Raw genomic sequence first — 16,359 nt, 5'->3', positions numbered from 1 at the left:
ATCGGCCACTTAGCCCCACTCAGCCCGGATCAATCGGCTACCTGACAGTCCCAGTCGACGAACACGAGCTGTTAGGTGTGCCGCACGCGGAATTGCTGCACTACGCCTTCATGCAGTGCCACGCCCGCCAGGAAGGCTCGGAACCCATCTTCAAGCCGGGACTCTACTGTTGCGGAGAACGTCGGCCCCCAGTCGTGGGATGATGAAGATCGCTGCTGAGGGTGAGCGATTCCCCCGGTGTGCGAGAGTGACCATCTTCTGTAGCGTATTTGCGAGGGGGTGACGAATGGGCTGTGCTGTAAGGGTTCACAACACAGATGTGGATCCGTGTGACAGGTTCGATGTGTGGCGGGATCGAGTTCAACAGCTACTTCATCCCTTGGACGTGTACCCTGTCAAATCTGTTGGCGACGATTTTCGGGCCGACTTTCAGTGTATTCGGGCACGAAGTGCGGGGGCGGCGATCGGGAGTATGTCTCCAGTTCAAACGACAGTCCGGCGCCATCATGTCACCAGTGCTGATCCTGGCAAGCTTCAACTGTTTGTCGGTCTGTGTGGCGGCGGCATGCACTCTGCCCGCGGCCGCACCAGCGACCTGCTACCGGGTTCGTTGCTAGTCGAGTGCCCCGATGAGGTGCGCTCGTTCACTCGCACGAGTGATAGCCGATTTGCGCTTCTCGACGTTGACCTCGAACGGCTTTCGCTGCCGGCCTCGCTTTTGCGGCGAATGGCATTCACCCCGATTGTCTTGTCGTCGCATTTGCAGACCTTGTTCGTCGGATCGGTTCGTCACGCTGTGACGCTTCCTTCCGATCAAACCGAAGGCGCGGACATGTACCTGACAGGACTCGCTGATGTTGTGCTTCGAGCTGCGCTCGGACGGGAGATCGACCACAGTGACACTGCCGAAATGAGGCGTGTCCAGGCAATCCGGTACATGGAACGGCACCTGTCCGAATCCTCGCTCGATGCAGACACCGTCGCTGGAGCTCTGATGATGTCGCGGCGAACACTCTTTGCAGCCTTCGCAGCGTCCGAGCACGGCGACACGCCGATGGTGTATTTGCGGCGCTTGCGGATGGACCAGGCAATGCGACTCCTAACAGGAGGTCCTGCCACGATCCGCGAGATAGCTCATGCTTGCGGGTTTGTCAGCAACGCACATTTCACCCGTACGTTCGTCAAGCACGCCGGACAGACTCCGACGGAGTTTCGGCTGGCAAATAGGCCATCCAGACGTGCGCGGCACTGACAGTCCGAGCACGCCTGGACGAAGCTTCTGCTAACTACACCCGACGTACTGAACGGAGTCTTTCGGCATAAAGCCGATTCCCCCACCGCCGAGGTAAACCTTTGTCCAACTAGCGCCGGTGCCCCCGGTCGGACCGGTGACACGATCACCCTGACTCTTGGTGTACAGCAAGTGCGCAGAGTCGCGAATTGCCGCACTGTAGACGCCGGCAGTGCCCCAAGTCACGGTGAAGACGCTCGTGGTGCAGCTTGCTGTTTGCATAGGTGCGGCCTGGGCCAGGCCCCCGGTGCCGAGAACCAAAGCTGCTGAGGCAATGGCGCCGACAGCAAAACGATTGACACGCTTCATGATGTCTCCGCTCATAACGTGAGTGAATCCTCAATGGAATATCAATGACATCTGAACGATATTTCTTCCGTCCAGTTGTCGTCGTGAAGAAGCACGAAGAGTCAAATAGATGGCACTACAAGGGGGTGTAGGGCCGGATGAACTGGTGGCGGGTGCCGGCGAGCGCGCGGGCGAGCACCTACCGACTTGCCCTTACCGCGTCACCAACCTCATGAACCACAACGGCTAGTCGCGGGCCAGAGCCTTCTGCGCAGCCGGGAGTGCCCGCTCCCGATCCGCAGGCACCAACCCGACCCGGGTGCGCCGATCCAGCAGATCGTCGACGTCGAGAGCGCCCTCGTGACTGACCGCGAACGCGAACTCCGCGTGGGTGACATCGATACCGTCGGCGATCGGGGTCAGTTCACCAGCCGCGGCCACCAGTGCGGCCTCACTGCCGTAGCGTGCGATCAGCGATACAGGCAGGTTCCGGGGGGCCGGACCCGTCGCCCCGACCGCGGGCAGATCCCGGGTCATGCAAGCGCGCGCGGTGAGGCCACCGGCGGTAACCGCGGCATCGACGGCGTCCTCCGCCATCTTCCGATAGGTGGTGAGTTTGCCGCCAACCACGCTGATCACCCCGTTCGACGAGTGCAGCACCGCATGATTGCGGGACAGATCCGCCGTCTTGCCCTCCCCGGTATCGAGGAGCGGACGCAGCCCCGCGAACGTGCCGAGGACATCGGCGCGGGTGAGCGGCGTCGCGAGCGCGGTGTTCACAGTGTCGAGCAAGAAGTCGATCTCACCGTCCGATGCGGTCGGCACATCCGGAACCGCCCCGTCGACAGCCTCGTCGGTCAGCCCCAGATACACGCGGCCCAGCTGCGCCGGCAGCGCGAACACGAAGCGATTGGTCTCCCCAGGGATGGGCACAGTCAACGCGGCGGTGGGATTGCCGAGTCGTTCCGCGGGCAGCACCAGATGGGTGCCGCGGCTGGGCTTGAGCCGGATGTCCGGATCGACCTGACCGGCCCACACACCGGCCGCGTTGACCACCGCACGGGCGCGGATCGTCAGTTCCTCACCGGTGAGTTCGTCGCGTAGCCGAGCGGACTCTCCTGTCACGTCGTAGGCACCGACCCGGGTCAGGACCGTCGCGCCGTGGGCCGCGGCCGTGCGGGCAAGGGTGACCACGAGGCGAGCGTCGTCGACCAGCTGACCGTCGAATGCCAGCAGGCCGCCGCGCAACCCCTCCCGGCGCACCGCGGGCGCCAGCTGCGCCGACCGCTCGCTGCCGATATGTCGCGACCGCGGCAACACCGATGCCGGAGTACGGGCGGTGATTCGCAGGACATCGCCAGCCAGGAATCCGGTACGGACCAGGGTCTTCTCGAAGAAGCTCACCGACGGCAGCAGCGGCACGAGCTGAGGCAGTGCACGGACGAGGTGCGGCGCCGTCCGAGTCATGAGGATGCCGCGCTCCACGGCACTCTCCCGCGCGATTCCGACATTGCCCGACGCCAGGTAGCGCAGTCCCCCGTGTGCCAGTTTGGAGCTCCACCGGCTGGTCCCGAACGCAAGGTCGTGCCGATCGACGAGCACCACCCGCAGCCCCCGAGACGCCGCATCGAGCGCAGTTCCGACACCGGTGATGCCGCCGCCGATCACCAGCACGTCGACCACACCTCCGTCGCCGAGGGCTGACAGGTCGCGGCTGCGCCGGTCGGCGTCGAGTGCCGACTGCGGATTCTGCTGCACGGTTCCTCCTGGGAGTGAGTCGGACGTCAGGGAGTCGGTCGGGGTGCGAGGAAGGAATCGACCGCGATCCGCAACTGCGCGGCGAGCGCGGGTGCGGGCAGCAGCTCGGCCACCATCTCGCCCGATTGGACCGCAGACTGCGCAGTGAGCAGCACCATGGCCGCCATCTGTACGGGATCACCGGACCGGATCGAGCCGTCACACTGACCGGCGACGATCGCCTGTGACACACGCTCGACGATCGCGCGCTGACTCGTACCGAGCCGCTCGACGACGTAGGTCATGAGCATGTCGGGATCCGAGCGGAGAATCTTGACGAAGAGTGGATGCCCGCGCATCTCGGCCGCGACATCGACAACGGCGCGCACGAGCTGCGACCGCGCGGGGTCACTGCCGTTCATGTCGGGGATCGCGATGCGAATCTCGCGGGTCAGCAGGTCGGCAACGACGGAGCGGGTGTCCGGCCAGCGCCGGTAGACGGTAGGACGGCTGACGCCGGCGCGGCGTGCCACCTCGGCGAGGGTCGTCCGGCGCAGCCCGAACTCGAGCACGCAGGAGCGCGTCGCGTCGAGGATCAGATCGTCGACCGTCGGTGGCGCAGAAACATCGTTACAAATAGACATCTTATGTAACACTGTAACGCATGTCCGATGCCTTCGCGCCCGAGTTCCCCGTCACCGAGGCCCCCTCCATGGAGTGGGACGCCTGGGGTGTCGCCGAGTCCCGCCGACACCTGTCTGCTCAGGTCCAGGGCCTGCTGCAGCAGGCTCTCGGTGTCTCCGCCGAGCAGTCGCCGCCGCCCACCGAATCCGACACCGCGGTGCGCGATTGCACTCTGTCCGCCGGCCGCCTGGCCGCACTGGCAGACCTCGTCGGACCCGACCACATCCACACCGACACCTCGACCCGCCTGCGCCACGCCGGAGGCAAGAGCACTCCGGACCTGTTGCGCCGCAGGGAGACCCAACTGCAGGATGCGCCTGACGCGGTGCTACTCCCCGGCTCACACGACGAAGTCATGGCCGTGCTGCGGTTCTGCGCGGGCGACGCGGTCGCTGTGGTCCCGTTCGGCGGCGGCACCAGCGTCGTCGGCGGCGTCGACCCGGCCCGCGGCCGCTTCGATTCCGTCATCGCGCTCGATCTCCGGCGTCTGAACGCACTGACGGACCTCGATCCGATCTCCGGCGTCGCGACGCTGCAGGCAGGCGTGACCGGTCCACAGGCCGAGCAGCTACTCGGCGAACACGGGTTCTCGCTCGGCCACTTCCCCCAGAGCTTCCAGTTCGCGACCATCGGAGGATTCGCCGCCACTCGTTCCTCGGGTCAGGCATCCGCCGGGTACGGCCGCTTCGACGACATGATCGAGTGGCTCAAGGTCGCAACGCCCTCCGGCACCCTGGAACTCGGCCGTGCCCCCGCGTCCGCGGCGGGCCCGGACCTGCGCGAGCTGTTCATCGGCTCGGAGGGCACGCTCGGGATCATCACCGAGGTAGGCCTGCGAGTGCACCCGGTGCCCGAACGCACCGCCTATCAGGCCTGGTCGTTCCCGGACTTCGAAACCGGAGCGGCGGCACTGCGCACGGTCATCCAGTCCGGATCGGCACCCACCGTCATGCGCCTGTCCGACGAAGCCGAGACCGGCATCAACCTTGCTCTCTCGGGCGATATCGGCGGCGACAGCCCCACTGCGGGCTGCCTCGCTATCACGACATTCGAGGGCACTGATGCCCACGTCGAGGCACGTTACGCCGAGGCAACCGCCCTGCTCGCGGCGGCCGGCGGAAACGCTCTCGGCGAAGCACCCGCGCAGGCGTGGGAACACGGCAGGTTCGACGCTCCTTATCTACGCGATGCACTGCTCAGCGCGGGTGCAATCGCCGAGACGCTCGAAACCGCAACGCGCTGGTCCAATCTCGCGAACCTTCGGTCCGCGGTGACCACAGCCCTCACCGAATCGCTTGCTGCGCAGGGAACTCCGCCGCTCGTGATGTGCCATATCTCGCACACCTACCCCACGGGTGCGTCGCTCTACTTCACGGTCGTGTGCGCGCAGACCGCCGACCCACTGAGCCAGTGGGCAACTGCCAAGCGGGCGGCGGGGGACGCGATCATGGCCGCGGGCGGCACCATCACCCACCACCACGCTGTCGGGCGCGACCACCGGCCGTGGATGGAGACCGAGGTCGGTGCCCTCGGCGCCCGGGTCCTGCGCGCAGCGAAGGACGCGATCGACCCCTCCGGAATCCTCAACCCTGGCAAGCTGATTCCATGACGAGTTCGGTCACGGTCCTGACGAATCCCACGGCAGGCAACGGGAACGCCCCGTGGGCGGCCGCTGCCGCCGTCGCACGACTGCGGGAACGCGGGGTGACGGTCACCGAGATCGAGGGTCGCACACCGCAAGAGGCGCTGGCACTGGCGCGGAAGGCCGTCACCGCCGGCACCGACGCGCTGGTCGCCGCCGGCGGTGACGGGCTCATCAGCATCGCCTGGCAGGCCCTGGCGCAGACGGGAACGCCGCTCGGCATCATCCCCGGGGGTACCGGCAACGACCACGCCCGGCTGTTCCACATACCGGTCGACGATCCGCTTGCCGCCGCCGACATCGTCGCGAGCGGCGAGATCGCGACGATCGACCTGGGCCTGGCCGGCGACCGCTGGTTCGGCACGGTCCTCGCGAGCGGGTTCGACTCGCTCGTCACCGACCGCGCCAATCGGATGCGGTGGCCCAAGGGGCCGATGCGCTACAACCTGGCGATGCTTGCCGAACTTGCTCAGCTGAAACCGATTCCGTATCGAATCGTGCTCGACGACCGGACCGTCGAGGTCGACGCGACGATGGTCTCGGTCGGTAACGGGACCTCGTACGGCGGCGGCATGCTCATCACGCCCGGCGCCGTCCTCGACGACGGACTACTCGACGTCACGGTGGTCGCATCGGGCAGCCGCTTTCGCCTGGTGCGGCTGTTCCCCACCGTCTACAAGGGCACGCACGTCGAACTCGAAGAGGTCCAGACGTACCGGTCCCACAAGATCCGACTGGAAACCGGCACGCCCGTGACCGCCTACGCCGACGGCGAGCCGATCGCACCGCTGCCGATCGATATCACAGCGGTGCCTGGCGCCGGCCGGGTGATCATCGGGGCTCCGCTGAGCTAGCCGCCGAAGACGAACAACTCGAATCCGACCGCACGCTCGGCGTCGAATCCCGGCTTGGGCCCGGTGGACATCTCGATCTGGCGGGCCGCCTGATCCAGCACGGGCTCATCGCTGAGCGCCTCGAGGTAGGCGCGGTGCTCACACAGCGACTCGACCGCGCGCTCGACCGTCGACGTGACATCGACGGCGTGAGTGGTGCCGACCATCGCGTTCACCGCGGCCCACCGGACGCCGGTCCACGCCGGCTCGGTGAGCTCGGGGAAGATCCACTCGTTGGCGGCGTCGGCGACGGCGTCGAGCACGGCCAGGCCGACCGCCCGGTGGTCGGCGCTGTTCAGGAATCCCGGGCCCCACGTCTCACGGTGATTCATGGTGACGACCATTTCGGGGCGGTGCACTCGGATGACCCGGGCGAGATCCCGGCGCAAATCCAGGCCGTATTCGAGTCGACCGTCGGGGTAGCCGAGGAACTCTACATGCGAGACCCCGACGATCGCCGCCGACCGGCGTTCCTCCTCCTCGCGAAGCGGCCCCGAGTGTTTCGGGTGCAGCCCCGCGATCCCGGCCTCACCACTGGTGGCGAGCACGTACCGAATGTCCTTGCCCTGGTCGGTCCAGTGGGCGACGGCGGCCGCCGCCCCGTACTCGATGTCGTCCGGGTGGGCGACGATCACCAACCCACGCTGCCAGTCCTCAGGAATCGGTTCCATTCCCTCAGCATGCCCCAGACTCGGCGAACACGAGGGTTCCTGCGTCTGCTGTCAACACCGAGAGCGTTCGAAGACCCGCATCGGTTGTCCTTTCTCACCCGGCGCCCTCCCCACTTGGCGCAGGTCGTGAAGTCAAGGTCGCCAGGCGGCCCCGCTACGATTGCTGACGATGAACTGGCCGTCGCTCGGTCACACCACCGCCGGCCGGAGGGGGCAATACTGTGCTGCATCTGCGCGTCATCTCGTCGAGCAACCGCTCCGCAGCAGTCCTGCGCACGCTGGCCGCCGAACCCGGCGTCACCCATGTGACGCTCGCACTCGGTGCCGCCATCGATCCGCCCGGTGATGTGATCGAGGCGGATGTGGCGCGTGCCTGCGCGAATGATGTCCTTGCGGCGTTGGCCGCTCTGGATCTGGTGCGGACGGGCGGTATTTCCTTCGAGCCGGCGGGGACCGTACTCTCCCGCGCCGGGGAGCGGGCGGAAGCTGCGACTCCTACACGCCGGGAAGAAGCTGTCGTGTGGGAGCAGTTGCTCGGTCAGGTGCGCGAGGGGGCCCGACTGACGCCTACGTTCCTGGTGTTTCTGTCGATCGCGTTCCTGTTGTCGGCGGTAGGTGTTGCGACGGCCTCTCCGCTTACCCTGGTTGGCGCGATGGTGGTTGGGCCCGAGTTCCGACCGCTGGCGGCGCTTTCAGTCGGCCTGGTTCGCAGAGACTTCGGGCTCATACGGAGTTCGGCACGCACCCTGGCCATCTCGTTTCCGGTCGCGATGGTGGTCACGGCGCTGGCCACACTGCTGTGGATTCGTCTCGGCTGGATCGGGACCGGTGATGTCGAGAACGCCCGCGTCTTCGACTTCATCTACGAGGTGGGGCCATTCTCACTAGTGGTGGCGCTGCTGGCGGGGGCGGCAGGCATGCTGGCATTGGTCACCTACGCCTCCACTGTTCTGGTGGGCGTGTTCATCTCGGTAACGACAGTGCCAGCTGCGGGATTGGCCGTCGTCGCGGTGTTCGCGGGGAAATGGAGTGTCATGCTGAGCTCGCTCGGGCAACTTGGTGTCAATCTGATCGGCATCGTGCTCGCTGGGGTGGCTGTGCTGCTGGTGTTGCAACGTGCCGGTCGCACCGGCGGGTCGGTCATTTCCGGAAGCGCCGTCCACCCCATCCCCGGTGTGGACGAGGACAAGAGCCAGAACTAGGCGGACTCGGGTGGTAGGCATATCCGTCGCGGACGGGGTAACGCTGTCAGCTATCCCCCACGGTCACCTACGGCACGCTACGACCCGTCGGTTCGAACACGACGCCGCTCCGACACACAAGTCGGTACATCCGGGCCCGCCGGATCGACCGCGCCCTCGCCAGCATCGCGCCCGCGCTAGAGCTTGGTGACGTCCGACGTGTCGCCGCTTCCCGACACGGCCTTGTAGAGCACGTACAACCCGAACACCACGGCACTGACCGCCAGTATCCAGAACAGGCCCTTGACCACAGCTCCGATCAACGCGAACGCGATCCAGACCAGTGCCACGATGCCGACAATCTTCCAGAACACGATGTGCCTCCTGCTTGGGTGTTCACCGTCGATCCTACGATCCCGGCACGTTGATCGTCGCATGGTCCCAACCGGAAAGCTCCAGGTCACAGCGAAGATCAGGGAAAGATCAGGGTTCACCCTGAGAGTTCGAAACCGGGCTGGGCTGCTACCGACGACGCTCGTTGGCATAAGCTCGGCAGGTTCGAACCTGATCCGTCCTGTTCGCGAATTCCACCAGGAGCAGTCGATAGCCGTGTCGCAGACATCCCCCACGGGCACCCCCCGCAACACCGCTCGCGATCTCGCGCAGATCGCCGTCTTCGCAGCGCTCATCATCGCGCTCGGCCTACCGGGCACCATCAACATCGGCGGGTCGGCCGTGCCGATCACACTGCAGACGCTCGGTGTCATGCTCGCCGGAGCCCTCCTCGGACCGCGCAAGGGCACGCTCGCGGTGCTCACGGTGATCGTGCTCGGGCTGGCGCTGCCGGTGCTGGCAGGCGGCCGCACATCACTCATGTCGCTGTCGAGTCCCACGGCCGGCTTCCTGATCGGCTGGCTGCCGGCCGCCGCGGTCATCGGCTGGCTCAGCTATCGGATGCTGCCCAGGTACAACGTGTTCGGGGGCATCGCGATCAATCTGGTCGGCGGGATCGTCGTACTGTACGCGTTCGGCATTCCCGGCATGCTCCTCAAGACCGATCTCACAGTCCCAGCGGCCTTTGCCGCCAATCTCGCCTACCTGCCCGGCGACGTCCTCAAGGCTGTCGTCGCGGCTGCCGTCGCCGCCCAGGTACACCGTGCCTACCCCGCCCTGGCCGCTCGCAATCTGCCCGTCACAGCGGCGCGCGCGGACGCGGTCTAGCCGATTACTGCACGATGAGCGAGATCCGGTTCGACGCGGTCCACCACGCCTACGGTGAGCGTAGGGTGCTCGACGGCATCAGCCTCACCCTCACCGAGGCACGGATCGGAATCATCGGCGCCAACGGCAGCGGCAAGTCCACGCTGGCTCGCATGATCAACGGCCTCGTGACCCCCACTTCCGGCGCGGTCAGTGTCGACGGTCTGGACACCGCCCGCAAGGGACGCCAGGTGCGGAAGAAGGTCGGTTTCGTGTTCACCGATCCTGACCACCAGATCATCATGCCGACGGTCGCCGAGGACATCGGATTCTCGCTGCGGCGCAGTTCACTGAGCAAGGCGGAGCGCGCCGACCGGGTCACCCAGGTGCTGACCGGCTTCGGGTTGGCCGGGCACGCGGACCACCCGACGCACCTCCTGTCGGGCGGCCAGAAACAGTTGCTCGCACTCGCCGCAGTGATGGTGACCGACCCCGACGTACTGGTTGCCGACGAGCCGACGACGCTGCTCGATCTGCGCAACGCCCGTTTGATGCGGAGAACGCTGGCAGGCCTGCAGCAGCAGCTCGTCGTGGTCACCCACCATCTGGACCTGCTCGACGACTTCGACCGCGTGATCGTGATCGACCAGGGCCGGGTCGCCGCGGACGGCGCGCCAGCTGACTCCGTCGCGTTCTATCGCGCGCTGATCGGATGACCACGCTCGGCTTGTATTCCCCCGGCTCGTCGATCCTGCACCGGATGCCCGCCGGACCGAAGCTCATCGCGATGGTCATGGCGATTCTCGCGATCACGGTTCTGATACGGCAGCCGTGGCAACTCGTACCTGCCGCCGCCGTCGTCGCAGCCGGCTATCTGATCGCGGGAATCCCCATCAGAACGGCCCTTTCACAGCTCCGCCCGCTGATGTGGGCGATGTTGTTCATCGGAGCCTTCCAAGTGATCTTCACCGGCTGGGCGCGCGCGGCGATCGTCTGCGGCACCATCGCTCTCGCCGTCGCGCTCGCGGCACTGGTCACCCTCACCACCCGGGTCAGCGACATGCTCGACACGATCGGCCGCGGGTTGCGTCCGCTGCGCCGTGTGGGCGTCAATCCGGATCGCGCCGGCCTCGTCCTCGCAATGACTTTGCGGTGCATTCCGCTGCTCACTGGGATCGTGCAACAGGTCACCGATGCGCGAAAGGCGCGCGGCCTCGGATTCTCGCTACGCGCCCTCGCCGTACCGACCGTGGTGTCCGCGCTGCTGACCGCGGAAGCGATGGGCGAGGCCCTCGCCGCGCGCGGTGTGGACGACTGAGCCGTCGCCGGCCGACTCTCTAGCGCCGGAACCGACGGTCGATCTCGTCGAGTTCCCCCAGCGCCGCCGCCCAGCCCTCGAGCAGATCCGAGGCCGACAACAGATCCTGCCGCTGCCGATCCAGTGCAACGTACGACGACGTCTGCGCTGGGGCCGTCATCTTCGCCGCCGCGGTGACGAGATCCTCGAACTGGTCGACGCCGACCCCCAACTGGTCCGCGGCTGCCCGGACGGACTGGCCGAGGTGCTCGGCGGCGGCGGCAGAACTGCGCCCGGCATTTTCCATCGCGACGATGTCCGCTGCGACGGCTCGCAGAGTGGCCGCCGCCGATCGCGCGGTCTCACCAGTGTGATCGAGTTCGTCTGCATCGACACTCGCGGACCGGCCCAACACGCCGAGCAGCTGGTACAAGCTGTTCTCGGCCCGTGCCAGACGCTCCATCGGCATCCGGGCGGCCGAACCGGACGGCGGCAGCACCAGCCGTGACTGCGTCACCGGCGGCAGCGGCTTCGCGGTCAGCCGACGGTATGTCCCGACCGCGACGACGGCCGGCACTGCGAACAGGGCCGCGGCTCCGCCCGTTGCGACGACCGTCCAGTCCGGGGCGGACGCAACTGCGAGCGAAACTGCCCCCACGGCGCTCCCACCGGATGTGATGGCGAAACGGGTGGCGCGCTTACGCGCCCGACGCCGCTTGCGCAGCATGCGTTCCCGCGGGTCGGACCAGCGGCGCACCGACTCGGCGACGTTGCCACCGACCTCCCGCAGCACATTGTGCGCACTGCCGACCGCCGACACGGCGCTGGAGGCGAGGGTCGCACCCTCGCTGAAGACGGAGGAGGCCGGCCGGGAGTTCTTCCCGGACCGGCCACCTCGGTTGTTACTCATCGAACCGACTTCTCGTTCGCTGTCAGTTGCCTACTGCGCGGAGGTCTCGCCGTTGGCGGACGCCGCGGGTGGCTCCGGTGCCGCGGCGGGCTTCGCCGGCGCGGCCGCAGTACCACCGGACGGAAGAGCGTCGCCCTTCATCGAGGCGCGGATCTGCTCGAGACGGCTATGGCCGGCCAGCTGAACACTCGCCTGCTGAACGTCCATCATCCGACCCTGCACCGAGTTCTGAGCCAGCTCCGCCGAGCCGAGTGCGTCGGCATACCGGCGCTCGATCTTGTCGCGAACCGCGTCGAGGCTGGGAGTGTTGCCCGGCGCGGTCAGCGTGCTGTCCATCGACCGCAACGATTCGCTGACGCGCTCCTGCATCTTGGCCTGTTCGAGCTGGCTGAGCAGCTTGGTGCGCTCGGCGACCTTGGCCTGCAGAGTCATGGCGTTCTGCTCCACGGCTTTCTTGGCCTGCGTCGCGGCCTGCAGGGACTGATCATGCAGCGCCTTGAGGTCCTCGACACCCTGCTCCGCCGTCACGAGCTGGGCCGCAAACGCCTCGGCTGCGTTGGTGTACTGGATTGCCTTCTCATTGTCGCCCGCGGCCGCGGCCTGATCGGCGAGAGTAACGGCCTGCCGCGCGTTCGCGTTGAGCTTCTCCACCTCGTCGAGCTGGCGGCTGAGCTTCATCTCGAGCTGCCGCTGGTTGCCGATCACCGACGCGGCCTGCTGCGACAGGGCCTGATGTTGACGCTGCGCGTCCTCGATCGCCTGCTGAATCTGCACCTTGGGGTCGGCCTTCTCATCAATCTTGGAATTGAAGAGCGCCATCAGGTACTTCCATCCCTTGACGAAAGGATTAGCCATGGGTTGATCCCGCCTCCATCTGCTGCGCCGCGCGGTACGCGACCCGATGCGCGACCGTCACGCATCGAACTTGGGCACTGCCCTACTGCTCGCCTTGTCAATCACCAGCAATCACTACGGGCAATTGCGCCCGGCAGTCACTGATGAATCTATCGGTTTCCGAAGCGTGACGGCACGGCTATGCCGCCGCCAGCGTCCTCGCTGTCGGTGCGGGAATCACGACCCGGGTGTCCTGTGCGATGCGGCCGGTCACCGATGCACGATCGGCGGCGACCTTCTCGCGCGGTGCAACCGCCAGGATCTCACTGACATCGACGAGGACCTCGGATAGCGGAACCTCGAGCGCGTCACAGATCGCGGCCAGCAGCTCGCTCGACGCCTCCTTGCGGCCCCGCTCGATCTCGGACAGGTAGCCGAGACTGACCCGCGCGCTGTTGGACACCTCGCGCAGGGTCCGGCTCTGCGAAACGCGGGTGCGCCGAAGACTGTCACCGATTGCCTCACGCAATAGCAGCGCCATCTCGCTCCTCCTTAATCCGACACCTCACTCGTCAATACAAACGCACGAGTGCACGCGATTGGTTCCCGACCCTATCGTGACAATCGTTCGAGCAGATTCGACACCGCCGCACAAACGGTGCCGAACCGGATTTCCCACCGGTCACCACCAAGTCGCAACGCCGCCACCTCGGTGCCGTCCGGCCCAGAGACCCCGACGAACACCGTGCCTGGCGCATGGCCGTCTTGCGGGTCCGGTCCGGCCACACCGGTCACTCCGATGCCCCAGTCGGCGCCGCAGCGGCGCGCAGCGCCCTCCGCAAGCTCCGCGGCGGTCCGGCGGGCAACCGGCCCGTCGTGCGCCAGGACGTTCGCGTCGACGCCGGCGAGACTGCACTTGAGGTCGGTCGCGTAGACAATCAGCCCGCCGCGCAGAACGGCGCTCGCACCGGGCACACCGGCAACGGTCGCGGCAAGTAGTCCAGCGGTGAGTGATTCTGCGGTCGCCATTGTCTGCCCTCGACGTGCCAGCACCGCCACCAGCTCGTTCGCCGGAACCTCGTCGACGAGTGGGTCGGTCATGTGCGGCCGGGGCGCCGGGCACCGGCACGTAGCCGGACCGCCTGGACGACGTAGTCGAGTCCGGTGATGACGGTCAACGCCACCGCGAGGCCCATCAGCGTGGCGCTCAGGGGCGCGAAGGCACCGGGCAGCGGAAACAGGTAGAGGCCGATGGCGACCGTCTGCACCAGGGTCTTCAGTTTGCCGCCGCGGCCAGCCGGGATCACGCCGTGACGCAGGACCGCGAATCGCAGCAAAGTGATGCCGAGCTCGCGCGCGGCAATGATGCCGGTCACCCACCACGACAAATCGCCGAGCACAGACAGTCCGATCAGCGCTGCACCGATCAGCGCCTTGTCGGCGATCGGGTCGGCGAGCTTGCCGAAGTCCGTGACCAGGCCGTGCTTGCGGGCCAGCTGGCCGTCGATGCGATCGGTTACGGCCGCGATCACGAAGATGGCGGTCGCAATGATCCGCCACAACGTCGAATGCCCATCGCCGACGAACAGCGCAACCAGGAACACCGGCACGAGCGCAATACGCAGCACGGTAAGGATATTGGCGATATTGACCACGGGAACGGGGGTGTGAGGTGAGGGCACAGTGTCGGAGGACGGCGCATCCGACGCGGGCGCCGCTTCCCGCCGCGGCGGGCTCACCAAGGCGCCGATCCGACGGATCGCCCAGGCACACCCGAGTCGAACGGGACGTGGCTTGGGGCGATGGATCGGGGCAGCACACCGCCCACAATATCCGTTGCCGCTATGACTACTGTTCACCCCATGACATCTGGGACGCCGGCAGCTGGAACGAACGAGGCTGATGGGATGCTGGTGCGCCGCGCCCGCACCTCCGACGTACCAGAGATCAAGCGCCTCATCGACATCTATGCGGGCCGGATCCTGCTGGAGAAGAACCTGGTCACGCTGTACGAAGCGGTTCAAGAGTTCTGGGTCGTCGAGGAGGCCGGCACCGTCGTCGGGTGCGGCGCGATGCACGTGCTGTGGTCCGATCTGGGCGAGGTCCGCACCGTCGCCGTCGATCCTCGGGTGAAGGGCCGGGGTGCCGGACATCTCGTGGTCGCGAAGCTGGTGGAGGTGGCGCGCGAACTCGAACTCGAGCGGCTGTTCGTCCTCACATTCGAGGTGAGCTTCTTCGCCAAGCACGGTTTCGCCGAGATCGAGGGAACACCGGTGACCGCCGAGGTCTACTCCGAGATGTGCCGGTCGTACGACACCGGCGTCGCCGAGTTCCTCGACCTGAGTTACGTCAAGCCGAATACGCTGGGCAATACCCGCATGTTGCTGACTCTCTGAGCCTGACGAGACCTGACGCCCACGAGACCGGGCACTCAAGAGACCGAGGACGACCTATGCCACTCTTTGCCGTTCAGTACACCTATGCTCCCGAGAAGTCCGCGCAGCGCGACGACCATCGGACCGACCACCGAGCCTGGCTCGCGGATCTGGTCCGCCGCGGCATCGTCCACTCCTCCGGCCCGTTCGCCGACGGCAGCGGCGCCCTGATGATGGTCGAAGGCACGGATTCCGCCGAGGTCCGCGCCCTCTTCGACCAGGATCCATTCGCGAGGGCCCACCTGGTCGAGCGGGCCGAGATCCGCGAATGGATCCCGGTGTTCGGAGTGTTCGCCGACTAGCTGCGTGCGGCGGTGTCGTCGGTCTTGTTGCGGGTCTTGATGAGGCTGGCGACAGCCGTCACCACCAGGACGCCGAGGATGACACTCAGCGACATCACCGTGGAGATCTCGGGCACCGAGACCTGGTTACCGTCATTGATGAACGGCAGGGTGTTCTCGTGCAGTGCATGCAGGACAAGCTTCACACCGATGAACGCCAGAATCAGCGACAGCCCGTAAGACAGGTATACGAGACGCTCGAGCAGTCCGCCGATGAGGAAGTACAGCTGGCGCAGACCCATCAGCGCGAAGGCGTTCGCGGTGAACACCAAGTACGGCTCCTGGGTGAGGCCGTAGATCGCGGGAATCGAGTCGAGCGCGAACAGCACGTCGGTGAAGCCGATGACGACCAGGGCGAGCATGAGCGGCGTCACGACCCGCTTGCCGTCGATCCGGGTGACCAGCTTGTCGCCGTCGTACTCCTCGGTGGTCGGCAGGAACCGCTTGGCAAGGGTGATGACCTTGCTCTCGCGTTCCTGCTCGGCCGCGGCCTCGTGGCCGGCGTCCTTGATCAGCTTGAACGCGGTGTAGATCAGGAACGCACCGAACAGATAGAAGACCCAGCTGTAGGTGTTGATCGCCGCAGCACCGACCGCAATGAAGATGCCGCGCATGACCAGCGCCATCACGATGCCGATGAGCAGTACCTTCTGCTGGTACTCACGTGGCACCGCGAACGTCGACATGATGATCACGAATACGAAGAGGTTGTCCACTGACAACGCCTTCTCCGTGACGTAGCCGGCAAAGTACTCGCCGCCGAACGTCGTGCCCCATTGCGCCATGACGATGAGGCCGAAGATCACCGCGATACCGATGTAGACCGCGGACCAGAAGGCCGACTCGCGGAAACTCGGCGCGTGCGGGGTACGCACGTGGGCGAAGAAGTCGAAGACGAAGAGTCCGAGAATCACCACGCAGGTGATAATCCAGACGAGCGGGGAGACGTGCATCA

19 protein-coding genes are annotated in these 16,359 nt (G+C 66.3%); 9 read left to right on the top strand and 10 right to left on the bottom strand.

All coding sequences use genetic code 11. The annotated features are described in order from the left end of the window. Positions 1 to 634: 634 nt before the first annotated feature. On the top strand, positions 635 to 1,252 hold the full coding sequence (locus tag ERC79_RS23225; RefSeq protein ID WP_165497186.1) for an AraC family transcriptional regulator: 618 nt from the start codon (positions 635 to 637) through the stop codon (positions 1,250 to 1,252). Positions 1,253 to 1,825: 573 nt separating this feature from the next. Here ERC79_RS23225 and ERC79_RS21285 read toward each other — a convergent pair. Further along, positions 1,826 to 3,337, bottom strand: a complete 1,512-nt coding sequence (locus ERC79_RS21285) for a glycerol-3-phosphate dehydrogenase/oxidase (RefSeq protein ID WP_131580346.1) — start codon at positions 3,335 to 3,337, stop codon at positions 1,826 to 1,828. Between the two features lie 26 nt (positions 3,338 to 3,363). Beyond that, a complete protein-coding gene (locus tag ERC79_RS21280) occupies positions 3,364 to 3,960 on the bottom strand; it encodes a TetR/AcrR family transcriptional regulator (protein ID WP_131580345.1) in 597 nt (198 codons plus the stop codon). 20 nt (positions 3,961 to 3,980) lie between these two features. Here ERC79_RS21280 and ERC79_RS21275 point away from each other — a divergent pair, with 20 nt between their 5' ends. Both ERC79_RS21275 and ERC79_RS21270 read left to right on the top strand, forming a co-directional pair. Then, complete coding sequence (locus ERC79_RS21275; protein ID WP_131580344.1) at positions 3,981 to 5,609, top strand: FAD-binding oxidoreductase; 1,629 nt, start codon at positions 3,981 to 3,983, stop codon at positions 5,607 to 5,609. Further along, positions 5,606 to 6,496, top strand: a complete 891-nt coding sequence (locus ERC79_RS21270; RefSeq protein WP_131580343.1) for a diacylglycerol kinase — start codon at positions 5,606 to 5,608, stop codon at positions 6,494 to 6,496. The genes ERC79_RS21275 and ERC79_RS21270 overlap by 4 nt, the downstream gene beginning before the upstream one ends. On the opposite strand, the gene ERC79_RS21265 is transcribed toward ERC79_RS21270, so the two are convergent. Beyond that, positions 6,493 to 7,206 carry a PIG-L family deacetylase gene (locus ERC79_RS21265; protein ID WP_131580342.1) on the bottom strand — a complete coding sequence of 238 codons (714 nt, stop codon included), beginning with the start codon at positions 7,204 to 7,206 and terminating at the stop codon, positions 6,493 to 6,495. The genes ERC79_RS21270 and ERC79_RS21265 overlap by 4 nt on opposite strands. A gap of 221 nt (positions 7,207 to 7,427) precedes the next feature. On the opposite strand from ERC79_RS21265, the gene ERC79_RS21260 reads away from it, so the two are divergent. Then, positions 7,428 to 8,408: a DUF389 domain-containing protein gene (locus tag ERC79_RS21260; protein WP_131580341.1), complete on the top strand. Its 981-nt coding sequence runs from the start codon at positions 7,428 to 7,430 to the stop codon at positions 8,406 to 8,408. A 176-nt stretch (positions 8,409 to 8,584) separates the two neighbouring features. Here the strand turns inward: ERC79_RS21260 and ERC79_RS23220 are convergent, their stop codons facing one another. After that, positions 8,585 to 8,761 (bottom strand): hypothetical protein, encoded by a 177-nt coding sequence (locus ERC79_RS23220; protein WP_165497185.1) that lies wholly within the window; start codon positions 8,759 to 8,761, stop codon positions 8,585 to 8,587. Between the two features lie 235 nt (positions 8,762 to 8,996). On the opposite strand from ERC79_RS23220, the gene ERC79_RS21255 reads away from it, so the two are divergent. From ERC79_RS21255 to ERC79_RS21245, 3 genes are read left to right on the top strand one after another with little or no spacing between them, the layout of a single operon-like run. Further along, positions 8,997 to 9,608, top strand: a complete 612-nt coding sequence (locus ERC79_RS21255; protein ID WP_131580340.1) for a biotin transporter BioY — start codon at positions 8,997 to 8,999, stop codon at positions 9,606 to 9,608. Between the two features lie 14 nt (positions 9,609 to 9,622). Continuing rightward, positions 9,623 to 10,303, top strand: coding sequence for an ABC transporter ATP-binding protein (locus ERC79_RS21250; protein ID WP_131580339.1), 681 nt, complete (start codon positions 9,623 to 9,625; stop codon positions 10,301 to 10,303). Continuing rightward, a complete protein-coding gene (locus tag ERC79_RS21245; RefSeq protein WP_131580338.1) occupies positions 10,300 to 10,905 on the top strand; it encodes an energy-coupling factor transporter transmembrane protein EcfT in 606 nt (201 codons plus the stop codon). The genes ERC79_RS21250 and ERC79_RS21245 overlap by 4 nt, the downstream gene beginning before the upstream one ends. 19 nt (positions 10,906 to 10,924) lie before the next feature. Here ERC79_RS21245 and ERC79_RS21240 read toward each other — a convergent pair whose 3' ends face one another. From ERC79_RS21240 to pgsA, 5 genes are all read right to left on the bottom strand, one after another. Then, positions 10,925 to 11,794 carry a hypothetical protein gene (locus tag ERC79_RS21240; protein ID WP_242676672.1) on the bottom strand — a complete coding sequence of 290 codons (870 nt, stop codon included), beginning with the start codon at positions 11,792 to 11,794 and terminating at the stop codon, positions 10,925 to 10,927. A 30-nt stretch (positions 11,795 to 11,824) separates the two neighbouring features. Further along, positions 11,825 to 12,649 (bottom strand): PspA/IM30 family protein, encoded by an 825-nt coding sequence (locus tag ERC79_RS21235; protein ID WP_131580337.1) that lies wholly within the window; start codon positions 12,647 to 12,649, stop codon positions 11,825 to 11,827. A 178-nt stretch (positions 12,650 to 12,827) separates the two neighbouring features. Next, positions 12,828 to 13,169, bottom strand: a complete 342-nt coding sequence (locus ERC79_RS21230; RefSeq protein ID WP_131580336.1) for a helix-turn-helix transcriptional regulator — start codon at positions 13,167 to 13,169, stop codon at positions 12,828 to 12,830. A 71-nt stretch (positions 13,170 to 13,240) separates the two neighbouring features. Further along, entirely contained in the window at positions 13,241 to 13,729 is a 489-nt protein-coding gene (locus ERC79_RS21225; RefSeq protein ID WP_131580335.1) for a nicotinamide-nucleotide amidohydrolase family protein, read from the bottom strand. After that, positions 13,726 to 14,310, bottom strand: coding sequence for a CDP-diacylglycerol--glycerol-3-phosphate 3-phosphatidyltransferase (pgsA, locus tag ERC79_RS21220; RefSeq protein ID WP_242676919.1), 585 nt, complete (start codon positions 14,308 to 14,310; stop codon positions 13,726 to 13,728). Before pgsA ends, ERC79_RS21225 begins: the two co-directional genes overlap by 4 nt. A gap of 225 nt (positions 14,311 to 14,535) precedes the next feature. Between pgsA and ERC79_RS21215 the strand changes: the two genes are divergently transcribed. Next, positions 14,536 to 15,024: an amino-acid N-acetyltransferase gene (locus tag ERC79_RS21215; protein WP_131581419.1), complete on the top strand. Its 489-nt coding sequence runs from the start codon at positions 14,536 to 14,538 to the stop codon at positions 15,022 to 15,024. A gap of 56 nt (positions 15,025 to 15,080) precedes the next feature. Further along, the gene (locus tag ERC79_RS21210; protein WP_131580333.1) at positions 15,081 to 15,365 is read left to right on the top strand and encodes a YciI family protein; all 285 of its coding nucleotides are present in this window, start codon (positions 15,081 to 15,083) and stop codon (positions 15,363 to 15,365) included. Here ERC79_RS21210 and ERC79_RS21205 read toward each other — a convergent pair. Next, positions 15,362 to 16,357 (bottom strand): TerC family protein, encoded by a 996-nt coding sequence (locus ERC79_RS21205; RefSeq protein ID WP_131580332.1) that lies wholly within the window; start codon positions 16,355 to 16,357, stop codon positions 15,362 to 15,364. The genes ERC79_RS21210 and ERC79_RS21205 overlap by 4 nt on opposite strands. Positions 16,358 to 16,359: the final 2 nt, after the last annotated feature.

Source organism: Rhodococcus sp. ABRD24, from assembly GCF_004328705.1.
Classification (GTDB): Bacteria; Actinomycetota; Actinomycetes; order Mycobacteriales; family Mycobacteriaceae; genus Prescottella.
The sequence above is the reverse complement of the archived record's forward strand: the minus strand, read 5'-3'. Positions and strand labels throughout refer to the sequence as shown.

What these genes read in the sequence shown, in the direction of transcription:
- ERC79_RS21210 (WP_131580333.1), top strand. Translation starts at nt 15,081, where the DNA reads ATGCCACTCTTTGCCGTTCAGTACACCTATGCTCCCGAGAAGTCCGCG.
- ERC79_RS21225 (WP_131580335.1), bottom strand. Translation starts at nt 13,729, where the DNA reads ATGACCGACCCACTCGTCGACGAGGTTCCGGCGAACGAGCTGGTGGCG.
- ERC79_RS21235 (WP_131580337.1), bottom strand. Translation starts at nt 12,649, where the DNA reads ATGGCTAATCCTTTCGTCAAGGGATGGAAGTACCTGATGGCGCTCTTC.
- ERC79_RS21265 (WP_131580342.1), bottom strand. Translation starts at nt 7,206, where the DNA reads ATGGAACCGATTCCTGAGGACTGGCAGCGTGGGTTGGTGATCGTCGCC.
- ERC79_RS21240 (WP_242676672.1), bottom strand. Translation starts at nt 11,794, where the DNA reads ATGAGTAACAACCGAGGTGGCCGGTCCGGGAAGAACTCCCGGCCGGCC.
- ERC79_RS21215 (WP_131581419.1), top strand. Translation starts at nt 14,536, where the DNA reads ATGCTGGTGCGCCGCGCCCGCACCTCCGACGTACCAGAGATCAAGCGC.
- ERC79_RS21205 (WP_131580332.1), bottom strand. Translation starts at nt 16,357, where the DNA reads ATGCACGTCTCCCCGCTCGTCTGGATTATCACCTGCGTGGTGATTCTC.
- ERC79_RS21250 (WP_131580339.1), top strand. Translation starts at nt 9,623, where the DNA reads ATGAGCGAGATCCGGTTCGACGCGGTCCACCACGCCTACGGTGAGCGT.
- ERC79_RS21230 (WP_131580336.1), bottom strand. Translation starts at nt 13,169, where the DNA reads ATGGCGCTGCTATTGCGTGAGGCAATCGGTGACAGTCTTCGGCGCACC.
- ERC79_RS21245 (WP_131580338.1), top strand. Translation starts at nt 10,300, where the DNA reads ATGACCACGCTCGGCTTGTATTCCCCCGGCTCGTCGATCCTGCACCGG.
- ERC79_RS21275 (WP_131580344.1), top strand. Translation starts at nt 3,981, where the DNA reads ATGTCCGATGCCTTCGCGCCCGAGTTCCCCGTCACCGAGGCCCCCTCC.
- ERC79_RS21280 (WP_131580345.1), bottom strand. Translation starts at nt 3,960, where the DNA reads ATGTCTATTTGTAACGATGTTTCTGCGCCACCGACGGTCGACGATCTG.
- ERC79_RS21270 (WP_131580343.1), top strand. Translation starts at nt 5,606, where the DNA reads ATGACGAGTTCGGTCACGGTCCTGACGAATCCCACGGCAGGCAACGGG.